The organism is Proteus terrae (assembly GCF_003144325.1).
GTDB lineage: Bacteria > Pseudomonadota > Gammaproteobacteria > Enterobacterales > Enterobacteriaceae > Proteus > Proteus terrae.
In genome coordinates this window covers 224,667-237,854 of record NZ_PENS01000004.1, presented here as the reverse complement: position 1 = coordinate 237,854, position 13,188 = coordinate 224,667, and the positions used below count along the sequence as shown (strand labels likewise).

At 39.1% G+C, this 13,188-nt stretch carries 9 protein-coding genes; 5 read left to right on the top strand and 4 right to left on the bottom strand.

Annotated features, from left to right (window positions below; translation table 11 throughout):
* Positions 1-23 precede the first annotated feature (23 nt).
* Complete coding sequence (locus tag DK857_RS04465) at positions 24-1,340, bottom strand: sodium-dependent transporter (RefSeq protein WP_109401654.1); 1,317 nt, start codon at positions 1,338-1,340, stop codon at positions 24-26.
* Between the two features lie 614 nt (positions 1,341-1,954).
* Here DK857_RS04465 and fdhF point away from each other — a divergent pair.
* Positions 1,955-4,123, top strand: a complete 2,169-nt coding sequence (gene fdhF / locus DK857_RS04460) for a formate dehydrogenase subunit alpha (protein ID WP_109401653.1) — start codon at positions 1,955-1,957, stop codon at positions 4,121-4,123.
* Between the two features lie 83 nt (positions 4,124-4,206).
* On the opposite strand, the gene fdoI is transcribed toward fdhF, so the two are convergent.
* The 3 genes from fdoI to fdnG are packed head-to-tail and all read right to left on the bottom strand — an operon-like array spanning position 4,207 to position 8,850.
* A complete protein-coding gene (gene fdoI / locus DK857_RS04455) occupies positions 4,207-4,866 on the bottom strand; it encodes a formate dehydrogenase cytochrome b556 subunit (protein ID WP_109401652.1) in 660 nt (219 codons plus the stop codon).
* Entirely contained in the window at positions 4,863-5,792 is a 930-nt protein-coding gene (fdxH, locus tag DK857_RS04450; RefSeq protein WP_099659236.1) for a formate dehydrogenase subunit beta, read from the bottom strand. Before fdxH ends, fdoI begins: the two co-directional genes overlap by 4 nt.
* A gap of 10 nt (positions 5,793-5,802) precedes the next feature.
* A complete protein-coding gene (gene fdnG / locus DK857_RS04445; RefSeq protein WP_109401651.1) occupies positions 5,803-8,850 on the bottom strand; it encodes a formate dehydrogenase-N subunit alpha in 3,048 nt (1,015 codons plus the stop codon).
* A 622-nt stretch (positions 8,851-9,472) separates the two neighbouring features.
* Between fdnG and DK857_RS04440 the strand changes: the two genes are divergently transcribed.
* The 4 genes from DK857_RS04440 to nanK all read left to right on the top strand — a co-directional run bounded on the left by DK857_RS04440 (position 9,473) and on the right by nanK (position 13,180).
* Positions 9,473-10,630 (top strand): N-acetylneuraminate epimerase, encoded by a 1,158-nt coding sequence (locus DK857_RS04440; RefSeq protein WP_109401650.1) that lies wholly within the window; start codon positions 9,473-9,475, stop codon positions 10,628-10,630.
* An 82-nt stretch (positions 10,631-10,712) separates the two neighbouring features.
* Positions 10,713-11,408 (top strand): oligogalacturonate-specific porin KdgM family protein, encoded by a 696-nt coding sequence (locus DK857_RS04435; RefSeq protein WP_109401649.1) that lies wholly within the window; start codon positions 10,713-10,715, stop codon positions 11,406-11,408.
* A gap of 207 nt (positions 11,409-11,615) precedes the next feature.
* Positions 11,616-12,314, top strand: a complete 699-nt coding sequence (locus DK857_RS04430; RefSeq protein WP_109395244.1) for an N-acetylmannosamine-6-phosphate 2-epimerase — start codon at positions 11,616-11,618, stop codon at positions 12,312-12,314.
* Positions 12,311-13,180 carry an N-acetylmannosamine kinase gene (gene nanK / locus DK857_RS04425; protein WP_109401648.1) on the top strand — a complete coding sequence of 290 codons (870 nt, stop codon included), beginning with the start codon at positions 12,311-12,313 and terminating at the stop codon, positions 13,178-13,180. Before DK857_RS04430 ends, nanK begins: the two co-directional genes overlap by 4 nt.
* Positions 13,181-13,188 lie beyond the last annotated feature (8 nt).

Genomic DNA, 13,188 nt, shown 5'->3' with positions numbered 1-13,188 from the left:
AACGTTTTTTACAGGGAATTTATTTAGCCAATCAATCCATGAACTAAAATGATTCCTATACAAACTGGACCAATATAACGCCATACCAGTAATAAGCTTTGACGTTTTAACCCAGTGATGTTTTCAGGAATAAATGCATTCGCTTTACTTGACCAGCCAAAGATCAAACACATCGCAATACCAAATAAAGGCATCAAGATATTGGATGTCAGATAATCCAATAAATCAAAGACCGTCTTGCCCCCTAATGTCATATCACTCATAGGTCCAAAAGATAATGAAACGGGAATACCCATCAACATAATAGAGGCTGTAACCACTAATCCAGCACGGCGACGAGTCCACTGAAAACGCATCTGCACATAAGCTACGATATGCTCAAGTAATGAAATTGCAGAGGTTAACGCTGCCATTAATAACAAGACAAAGAAAGTTACTGCTAAAATATTACCGCCGGGTAAGTTGGCAAAATAAACCGGCATAGTCATAAAGGTTAAACCGGGGCCTGCATTCGGCTCTAAACCTGCGGCAGATAATGCAGGGAAAATCATTAATCCGGCAAGTACACACACCATACAAGATAAAATAACGACCCACATACTGGAGTTGGCGATCCCTTTGTTATCCGCCAAATAAGCACTGTAAGTGATGTGAATACCTAAACCGATAGACAGTGAGAAGAAGGCTAACCCTAATGCATCTAATACACCTTGAGGGGTTAACTTACTGAAATCAGGGTATAAAAATAATTTTAAACCTTCAGAAGAACCCGGTAAGCTAATACCAACAATAATCAATAAAATCATAATGATAAATAACATTGGCATCATGATTTTGACGGCTTTCTCTAATCCACGTTGTACACCCGCTAAAACCACAAAACAGGTTAATCCAGCAAAGGTAAGGTGAGCCAAAATAGGCCATAAAGGATCACTAATAAAGCGGGTAAAAATACCAGTTAATTCAGTGCTATCTGTAATATTCAACTGACCTGTTGCCGCCATAACGGTATAGCCAATTGTCCAACCACCGACAACACTATAGAAGCTATAAATACACCATGAACTGAATACACCAATAACGCCAATAATGACCCAATTGCGTCCCATCATTCTTTTAAATGCGTTCACGGCTTCAGCGTGTGTGCTACTGCCCAAAATATTCTCAGCCAGTAATACAGCAAGCCCGATAACAAAACTAAATAACAAGAAGACAATTAAAAATGCACCGCCCCCATTATTGGCTGCGACATAAGAAAACTTCCAGATTGCGCCAATACCGATTGCAGAGCCTGCGGCTGCTAAGATATGACCGACTCGTGATGTCCATTGTTGGCTCATTTTGCCTCCTGCTTCATTTGGTTTGTTATGAAAGGCATTGCCATACAGTGGCTTATTGGTAAGACGTTGTAACTCATCATCCTAATGGTGAAACTAAACATCATAGAAACTCCCCTAAAAAACAGTTCCACCAGTAGGGGCACAACAAAAAGCCACCTGACTGGTGGCTTTTGCAAAAAAATGAACGTGCTCGGCCACCTAACGAAGGAGTAGTAGGTTTAGGCCTAGGAGTCGGTTATTGGTGTTCATATTCATCTTTTTGCTCTTTATTGAAATGGATGTAATCGCAATGCAATATGAAATATTGTTTTTCAAAATGCGTATTTATTATTTATATCATAAATTCAAACTAAAGAAATAAATTTTATTAGAATTCAGTATTAATTTTTATTTCCAAATGTTCCCCTGATGCTAATTGCCTAATTCCGTAATAAGTTAGGGTATTAACCCTATTTGTGTAAAGTGAGCATCGACAAAAATGACGAAACGATTATCAAATATTATTTTTTTTTGTATCTCATTGATTATATTTTGAAAATTAATTGGCATAATTCCTGCTTAGTTAAATGTTCTTTATGACTCTTTTACTCCCTAGTTAGGGGAAAGGATATCAAATGAACAAAATCAACTCCGTCTGTCCTTACTGTGGCGCTGGCTGCAAAATCAATCTCTGTGTCGAAAATGGTCGCATAATCAAAGCTGAAGGTGCCAATGGTGTCACCAATCAAGGAGAACTTTGCTTAAAAGGGCTCTATGGTTGGGATTTTCTTTATGACAATAAATTGCTGACCGCCAGAATTCATGAACCCATGATCCGCCGACAAAAAGGGGCTGATTTTGAAATTGTAAGTTGGAATGAAGCGATTCAATATACGGCAAAAAAATTACTGGAAATCAAAGAAAAATACGGTGCAAAATCCATCATGTGTACAGGATCTTCTCGGGGAACTGGGAATGAAACCAACTTTGTGATGCAGAAATTTGTTCGCGCAGTATTAGGTAATAATAATGTCGATTGCTGTGCGCGTGTTTGTCATGGCCCTTCTGTTGCGGGTTTACAAGAAACACTCGGCAATGGTGCTATGAGCAACTCGATTGCGGATATTGAAGATTCAGATTGCTTATTAGTTTTTGGCTATAACTGTGCTGACTCTCATCCTATTGTGGCGCGTCGGGTTGTAAAAGCGAAACAAAAAGGTGCAAAAATAATCGTTTGTGATCCTCGTAAAATCGAAACAGCCAAAATCGCTAATCAATATTTACCATTAAAAAATGGGACTAATATGGCGTTAGTCAATGCCTTTGCGTATACGCTAATTGATGAAGATCTTTATGATAAAGATTATGTCAGTCGCTATACCGAAGGTTTGGAAGAATATAAAAAACAACTCGCAGACTATAGCCCTGAAGCGGTACAAGATATTGTCGGTATTCCTGCAATTGAAATCCGTAAGGCAATGCGTACTTATGCGGGAGCTAAAACAGCCACAATTATGTGGGGAATGGGGGTCACGCAATTTGGCCAAGCGGTTGATGTGGTTAAAGGCTTATCTGGTCTTGCATTATTAACGGGTAATTTAGGTAAACCGCATGTTGGTGTTGCACCAGTTCGTGGACAAAATAATGTTCAAGGTGCTTGTGATATGGGGGTTTTACCGAATATGTTCCCAGGATATCAATATGTCACTGATGAAGAAACACGTAAAAAATTTGCTCAAGCGTGGAATATTCCTGTGGAACAACTTGATCCTGAAGTGGGGTATCGGATTACTGAAGTACCGCATTTAGCCATTGAAGGTAAAGTAAAAGCGTATTACATCATGGGTGAAGATCCATTACAAACCGAAGCCGATTTAGGCTTAGTAAGAAAAGGCTTTGAAGCTCTCGATTTTGTGGTAGTCCAAGACATCTTTATGACTAAAACCGCTGAGCAAGCCGATGTGATTTTACCGTCAACGAGCTGGGGTGAACATGCAGGCATCTTTACCTGTGCGGATAGAGGTTTTCAGCGCTTTGAAAAAGCTATTGAACCACGTGGCAATGTAAAACGTGACTGGGAAATCATTAGCTTATTAGCCACAGAAATGGGCTACCCGATGTCTTATGAAAATAATGAAGCGATCTGGAATGAAGTCAGAGCATTATGCCCACTGTTCTTTGGTGTCACTTATGAAAAACTAGCAGGTTTAGCTCATATTCAGTGGCCTTGTACTGATATTGAAGATAAAGGGACACCTTATTTATATTCAGGTAATCAATTCACCACACCATCAGGCAAAGGTCAGTTGTTCGCGACACCATGGCGAGCGCCTGCTGAATTACCTGATGCTGATTATCCAATGATTTTATCTACAGTGCGTGAAGTTGGGCATTACTCTTGTCGCTCGATGACAGGTAACTGTAAAGCATTGGCATCACTTGCAGATGAACCTGGTTATGTTCAAGTTCACCCTGATGTCGCCAAAGAAGCCGGTATTTGTGATCAAGAGATTGTTTGGGTTGAATCACGCCGAGGTAAAGTAATGTCTCGTTGTAATGTGAATGAGACAATCAACAAGCAAGCGATTTATATGACTTATCAATGGTGGATTGGAGCATGTAATGAGCTGACTCAAGATAATCTTGATCCTGTGTCAAAAACGCCGGAAACTAAATATTGTGCAGCTAGAGTGATTAAAATTGAGGATCAAAAATGGGCGGAAAGCCAAGTTTCTCAACACTATCACACAATGAGAAGTCGTTTAATTAACTTAGTGGAGCAAGCAAAAACAGTGGCACATTAAGTTAATCGTTGATTAAAAATAGAATGGAGGCTATTAAGCCTCCATTTTTCTCTCATATCTATTTTATAGAAAAAAACAGTCTATTATTTTTGGTTTAATTTACTTTCTGCTTCTTTTTTTTCTTCTTCTAAAATCTCACGATACCAACGTGGATGGTGCTTTTTCGCCCAACCTCGAGTTACCCAACCTTCAATCATGCTACGAATTGAACCTTTTACCCAAAACGCAGCATAAGCATGAACAATCACTGTTATGATCAGTAAGATAGCGGACAGTGAGTGAGCTAGTAAGGCAATGCGAATAACGGGGATCGAGAAATAATCCGCAAAATAAGGACGCCAGATAATCACACCACTGATGGTAAGGACGATAAGACTAAGACTTAATGTCCAATAAATCCCTTTTTGACCTAAGTTATAATGCCCAATATCACCAGCTTCTTCGTTTTGTAGCACTTTATGGATATTCTTCGCCCATACTAAGTCGTCTTTATCAACAAAGTTATACTTTAAGTATCTAAAAAACATAAAGATAAAGAAGAATACCATCGCGACACCCGTAAATGGATGCAGTAAACGCGAAAGCTGTGGGGTGCCTAAAATATTCATAAACCAGTTTAGAGATGGGAAGAAAAAGCCCAATCCACTAAAAGTGGTAAAGATAAAGAAAATCGCCACAACCCAGTGATTAATACGCTCTGAGGCAGTATGACGAAGGATTTTATCACTTTTCTTCTTCATTATTTCTGCTCCTCTTTATTCACTGAATTTTGTGATGCTTCCATCTCTTTTTGTGCCTCTTCTTCATCTTCTTCTGTGGTGTGGTTAGGGCCAATACCTAAATAATGGAATATTGCACCCGCAAAAGTGGCTGCAAAACCAACCGCTGCTAATGGTTTCCAAATACCTTTCCAGAATTTAACCGTTGAGCTAATTTCTGGATTTTCAGGTAAGCCATGATACAAATTAGGTCTATCTGCATGATGAAGTACATACATAACGTGAGTTCCGCCAACACCTTGAGGATCGTATAAGCCTGCTTTGTCATAACCACGGGTATTGAGTTCAGCGACTCGCTCATTGGCAAGATGAGTCATTGCTTCTTTAGAGCCAAAATGAATCGCACCTGTAGGACAGGTTTTTACACAAGCGGGTTCTTGACCGACTTCAACACGATCAACACACAATGTGCATTTATAAGCGCGGTTATCTTCTTCATTAATACGAGGAACATCGAAAGGACAACCCGCAATACAATAACCACAACCAATACAGTGTTCTGATTGAAAATCGACAATACCATTAGCGTATTGAATGATGGCACCTTCTGCTGGACACGCTTTTAAGCAACCTGGATCAGCGCAGTGCATACAGCCATCTTTACGAATTAGCCACTCCAGCTTGCCGTTTTCTTCGACTTCAGAAAATCGCATTACGGTCCACGATTTAGCGGTTAAATCCATTGGGTTATCATAAACACCGACATTAAGACCGACTTTATCGCGAATATCGTTCCATTCAGAACAGGCAACCTGACAGGCTTTACAGCCAATACAGGTTGTCACATCGATAAGCTTTGCCACTTCTTCTTTAAAGTCACGTACTTGTGGTGCAGGCGTGAGAGAATTTGTAGCAGAACGACGAATAATATCTTGAGATTGCAATGACATTAGTTTCCCCTTATGCCTTTTCGATATTGACTAAAAACGCCTTATATTCAGGTGTGAATGAGTTCGCATCACCCACAGATGGCGTTAATGTATTGGCAAGGAAACCTTTGCGAGTTGCCCCCTCAAAGCCCCAGTGACAAGGAATGCCGATGGTATCAACGACTTTGCCATTTATCGTTAGAGGTCTAATTCGCTTAGTCACCACGGCTTTGGCTTTGATATAGCCACGTTTCGCACTCACTTTAACTTCATCACCTTGAACAATGCCTTTACGTGAAGCAAGTTGTTCACCAATCTCAATAAATTGATCGGGTTGTGCAATAGCATTAATTAATGAGTGTTTTGTCCAGTGACGGAACAATTCAGTAATTGAATAGGTTGTTGCCACATAAGGGAATTCATCTGCTTTACCTAAATGTTCGGCATCGTAGCTATATAAACGTGCAACAGGGTTACGAGAGACTTTTGGGTGCAGAATATTATCTTCTGTTGGCGATTCAAACGGTTCGTAGAATTCAGGGAATGGACCATCAGCCATTTTATCAACAGCAAATAAACGTCCCATACCTTCAGGTTGCATAATGAACGGGCCTACACCGCTATTAGGCGCTGCATTGCTATAATCGGGTACATCAGGGCCAACCCATTGATTACCATTCCATTTGATAAGCTGACGCTTTGTATCCCAAGGCTGCCCTTGTGGATCAACTGATGCGCGGTTATATAACACACGACGGTTTTGAGGCCACGCAAAAGCCCAACCCGGTGTACAACCTAGTCCAGATGGATCGGCGTTATCACGGTTCGCCATTTGGTTGCCTTTTTCAGTCCAGCAACCAGAATAAACCCAACAGAAACTCGCAGTTGAACCATCTGATTTCAGTTGATGAAAACCATCAAGCTGTTGTCCTTTTTTAAACAACAATTTGCCTGTTTCATCAAAGATATCTTGCATGGCTTGACCATTCGCTTCTTTCGCCACTTCTTCAGGTTGTGGATCGTAAGGGTCAACGTAGTTCCAAGAAAGATTCATTACAGGCTCAGGGCAAACGCCACCTTCTTCACGATAAAGCTCGCGCAGACGCATTAATAAATGCCCTAAAATTTTACCATCATGCCATGCTTGTGCTGGTGGTTTAGCACCCGCCCAATGCCATTGTAACCAGCGGCCTGAGTTTGCAATTGAGCCATTTTCTTCAGCAAAACATGATGAAGGTAAACGGAAGATTTCAGTTTGAATATCTTTTGGTGAGACTTCATTCATCTCGCCGTGGTTTTGCCAGAAATTAGATGATTCAGTCACTAATGGATCAATGACAACCATATATTTCAGCTTGGCTAATGCGGCGCTACATTTATTTTTATCGGCAAAAGCGGCTAATGGGTTAAAACCTTGAACGATATAACCATTCATTTTTCCATCGATCATCAATTGGGTCTGCGCCATGATGTCATAGCTTTTATCCCATTTTGGTAACCAGTGATAACCCCATTCGTTTTGTGCCGTTGCGTGCTCACCCCAGAAGCTTTTTAGTAAGCTAATAAAGAAATCAGGGGTTCTTTTCCAGTAGTTAACTTGGTCTGCAACCACGGTTTTCGGTGTTACCTGAGATAAATAAGTTTCTAATGATGTTTGTTTTTCATTAGGCAGGGGCATATAGCCTGGTAGATTTAATGATAATAAACCCAGATCACTATAACCTTGAATATTCGAGTGCCCACGTAACGCATTCACACCACCACCTGGCATCCCCACGTTACCTAATAATAACTGGATCATACCTGCTGCACGGATAGTTTGAGCGCCACCGGTATGGTGTGTCCAACCGAGGGCATACAAAATAGTTGAGGTTCTGTCTTTTACACTGGTAGACGCAAGCGCTTCACAGATATAGGTGAAATCTTCTAAAGGCGTGCCACAAAGAGTGGTAACAATTTCAGGGGTATAACGTGAAACGTGCTGTTTTAAAAGATTCCACACACAACGAGGATGTTGCAGTGAATTATCTCTTAATGCTAAACCATTCTCATCAAGTTCATAGTGCCATGAGGTTTTATCATAGCTTTGGTTTTCTTTATCAAATCCACTGAAAAGACCTTCATCAAAGCTAAAATCTTCACGAACAATCAAAGAAGCATTGGTATAGGCTTTCACATATTCATGCTGAATTTTATTGTGTTCAATAAGGTAATGAATAACACCTAATAAGAACGCAGTATCAGAGCCTGCACGAATAGGAGAGTAGAGATCGGCAACCGCAGCACTACGGTTAAAACGAGGATCGACAACGATAACCTTCGCATTGTTCTTAATTTTAGCTTCGATAACCCATTTAAAACCGACAGGGTGCGCTTCAGCAGGGTTACCGCCCATGATCAGCACAACGTTAGCGTTTTTAATATCAACCCAGTTATTGGTCATTGCACCACGACCAAAAGTTGGAGCTAATGCTGCAACGGTTGGCGCATGGCAAAGTCTTGCCTGACAATCGATAGCAATCATGCCTAATGAACGAGAAAATTTATTATCTAAAATTCCGGTTTCATTACTGGCGGCAGAAGAACAAAGCATACCGGTGGTGAGCCAGCGGTTAACTTCCTGCCCTTTTTCATTATGAGTAACAAAGTTTTCATCACGATCTTTTTTCATCAGACGGGCGATTTTATCAATCGCTTCATTCCATGAAATGCGCTCCCACTTATCAGAGCCAGGTCTACGATATTCAGGATATTTCAGGCGATTTTCACTGTGAATATAATCGACAAGCCCAGCACCTTTCGGGCATAAAGAGCCACGGCTAACAGGATGATCAGGGTCGCCTTCAATGTGATAAATACTTTTATCGACATTCTTTGCACCATCCCCAAGGCTATACATCAAAATACCGCAACCTACAGAGCAATAAGTGCAGTTATTACGAGTTTCAACGGAACGTAATAATTTATATTGGCGAGTGTTCGCAATAGATACTTCAGGTGTCAAGCCTAGTAATGCAGCAGATGTACCAGCCATACCGCCTGCACAGATCTTAAAGAAAGACCTACGACTGATTTGCATCAGTGTCTCCTTGATAAATTGATAAATAACATCCGTACCGGGCGTTTAAAAAACGTCCAGTAAAGATACGATTTCATTTTTCAATCATTCAAGACAGACCTGAGTATCGTTTTGTGAACTCAATGTGATGAACTACTACTTAAAATGACGTTGGTGATTATAACGAGGAAAAAAAATAAATCCATGCTAACAATGCGGATACAAAATATATTAAAAAATAACAATTTAGTTTGATTTCCATCATGTTAAATAACCAATTTTTCAATTAACACACAAGGTAAAAATGAGGATGTAATCTATTAAAAAGGCGCTTGAAATAAAACTCCATTTTTACCTGTGTCATAAAAATTTTTTACTGTAAAAAAAGTAACATTATATTCTGCATAAAATCTCAATAATAATTTATTGAGACTGTCTTTTATTCTATTGTCAGATTTTTATTCCTAAATTTGATTTAAAGAAAGTTGTAAAAATATAAGATTAAAAAATAGACATTTTGATCGCCTTCACAATTCAGAAAAGATCAATTTGAAGTTTAACTCCGAAAATAATTATATATTGGAGTGATATTTAAGATACAAGAAAAACCCCTACTTGATGACAATAATAAGAGCTAATAAGTATGAACAGAATAAAGAAAATATCTTACTCCTGTCTTTCTGTAATGCTAATGTCGGCAATATTCACGTCTACTAGTTTTGCAGAAAAGCTGCCTAATTTACCAGTAACATTTAAAAGTGGTGCTGGAACAATTAGCGAAAATATTATTTATGTTGGTTTAGGTACAGCGGGAAAATCATGGTATAAGCTTGACCTGAATAGTTCGAAAAAACAATGGGAAAGAATAGCAGACTTTCCTGGAACACCAAGAGATCAAGCTATTGCTCTAGAGCTAAATAATGATATTTATATTTTTGGTGGAGCAGGAAAAGAAAATGAAAATAGCGAAACAATTAGTGCGCTGACAGATGTTTATCGCTATTCACCAAAAGAAAATAAATGGGAAAAGATCAACACTCGAGCACCTTACGGATTGGTTGGGCATACAGGAGTTAGTATTAACAATGATCAAGCTATTATTCTTGGTGGTGTTAATCAACAAATCTTTGACGGTTATTTCGTTGATTTAAACCGTACTAAATCGAATGAATCTGAAAATAAAAAAATTATTAGTGATTATTTTAATAAGCCTGCTGAAGGTTATTTTTTTAATCGAAATATAATGGAATATAATGCTGAAAATAATCAATGGAGATTATTAGGTATTACGCCATTTAATGGAACAGCAGGCTCTGCATTAGCTTATGATGGCAATAAAATCACTTTAATCAATGGTGAAATAAAACCAGGGTTACGCACCAGTGAAGTGCAAACTGCCACATTAAAAAATACTCAATTACAATGGGGGTCTGTTGCTCAGAAATTACCCGACCCTACGCCTAATCAGCCACAAGACGGTTTGGCTGGTGCATTTTCCGGTTACAGTATGCACACTTTACTTGTTGCTGGCGGGGCAAATTTCCCGGGAGCACAGGCAAACTATGCACAGCAACATTACTTTGCGCATCAAGGATTAGAAAAGACATGGCATAAAGAAATTTATGGTTTTATTAATAATCAATGGAAAGTCATTGGTGAATTACCTCTTCCTCTTGGCTATGGTGTTACTGTTTCATATGATAATTCACTTTATTTAATTGGAGGCGAAACAAATAAAGGTGAAGCTGTTAATTCAGTTATTACTTTAACAATGAAAGATAAACAATTAATTATTGAATAATCTCTTCCTAAATATAAATTAAAATAATTCATCAAGATCTCCTTTGTTAATTCAGGGGATCTCACCTTTTTGGAAAAATATTATGCTAAATAAAAAGAAGAAACTTTTATTGTCATGCTGTACTTTATTAATGTCATCTCAATTATATGCGACTACATTAGACTTTCGTCATGAATATGCAGACTCTACTCGAATTAATAAAGATAGAGTTGCATTTATTCACTCTTTTTCAAATGGTGTTGGTTTCTATATTGATGCTAGCGTTAAATCGGGTGGTGTTGATGGTGATAAAGATAAACTATTCAGTGATGTTGTTAATAATGCTATTGAAATGGGATTAAGTTATAACTATAAACTAAATAACTATATTACATTACAGCCTGGTCTTATTTTTGAAACCGTAACAGATACTTCTATATATAAACCTTATTTAAAAGCACAATATAACTTTGATAATGGTTTATATATTGCAGGACGTTATCGTTTTGATTATGCCCGTAAAACAAAACAAGGTGTTGATGATGAAAAAACAAATCGTCTTGATGGTTTTATAGGTTATAAATATAACAAATTTAAAGTGGAATATGATTATACTCAAATGTATAGCGACGCCATAAAATATGATAATAAAAAACGCAATTATGAGCATAACGTCGCTTTCTCTTATCAAATCAACAGTACTTTCACACCTTATATTGAAGTTGGCAATATGGCTGTAAGCCCTCTCAGTGATGATCGTCAGACACGTTATCGAGTCGGGTTGCAGTTTCATTTTTAATTTAAGTTAAGTAACACGGAATAAAAAAGAGGAAGAGTGGTGGAAACATCACTCTACTTTTTATTTTGTTTATTTATCAGTGTGTTAGAAGATATTGATTATTGTTTGATCTTCTTCACAAATTACTGTTTTTTTGATTGAGAAATTAAACTCCGTAAAATATTATAATTTGGAGTTACATTTCAAAAAAGAGAGCAGTGAGTCAAAATGGCGCTAATTGAAAAGATGACTAAAGATATTCAACAAAAAGGCGGACTGATTGTGTCTTGCCAGCCTGTTGATAATAGCCCAATGGATAAGCCAGAGATTGTTGCTGCAATGGCTCAAGCAGCGGTAAATGCAGGAGCAATCGCTGTGCGTATTGAGGGAATTGATAATTTAAGAGCAACTCGTCCTCTTATTGATGTGCCGATTATTGGTATTGTGAAGCGTGATTTACCTGATAGCCCAGTAAGGATCACTCCGTGGCTTAGTGATGTTGATGACTTAGCTAAAGCGGGCGCCGATATTATTGCTTTTGATGGTACTGATCGTGTGCGTCCTATACCAGTGAAAACACTATTAGCTCATATTCATCGTTTAGGAAGATTGGCGATGGCAGATTGTGCCACCTTTGACGAAGGTATGTATTGCCAAGAGTTAGGCACTGAATTTATTGGCTCAACGATGTCGGGTTATACCGGTGGTGAGATACCAAAACTACCTGATTTACAACTTGTCACCGCATTGGCCGAAAAGGGATGCCGAGTGATTGCCGAAGGGCGTTATAACACACCAATGATTGCCGCAAGAGGAATGCAAGCTGGTGCTTGGGCTGTCACAGTAGGCTCTGCATTGACGCGTCTTGAGCATGTCTGTGATTGGTTTACTCAGGCATTAAAGTGGCAGCAGGAGTTAGATAAATGAATACATTAGCAATTGATATTGGAGGAACAAAAATCTCGGCGGCACTAATCAGTCGAGATAACCAATTGACACAACATACTCAGATAGCCACACCCGCAAGTGCATCACCAACGCAACTTTATGAAGCTTTAGTTGCTATTACTACACCACTAAAAAGCGATGCAGATAGAGTTGCTGTCGCATCAACAGGGATTATTTGTAATGGCATTTTGACCGCATTGAATCCGGGTAATTTAGGTGGACTAAAAGACTTTCCTTTAAAAGAAACACTCGTCGCACTTACAGGATTGCCTTGTTGGCTACTCAATGATGCTCAAGCAGCCACATGGGCTGAATATGATCATCGTCGTGAAACTATTTCCGATATGGCATTTATCACCGTATCGACAGGTGTTGGCGGTGGCGTAATTCAACAAGGACAACTCTTTACAGGAAAGCGAGGTATTGCAGGTCATTTAGGTCACACGCTTGCCGATCCTCATGGCCCACTTTGTGGTTGTGGTCGCTATGGTTGTGTTGAAGCAATCGCTTCTGGTCGTGCAATTGCATCACAAGCGACACGGGAGCTTGCTGGAAAAGATGCAAAAGCGATTTTTGCTGCCTTTCATCAGGGAAACTTACAAGCAAAATCAATTATCGAACGTTCAGCAAACATCATTGCAAATTTGGTGACCGATATTAAAGCAACAACAGATGCTGATTGTGTCGTTCTTGGAGGAAGTGTTGGGCTGGCAAAGGGATATATCGAACTCGTTCAAGCAGCCCAGATAAAGCAACCAGTTGCATTACAAGTGCCGATATTATCGGCTCACTATCATCATGATGCCGGGCTCTGGGGTGCTGTCCTTTGGGCTAGAGAGCAATAAAAAACTGT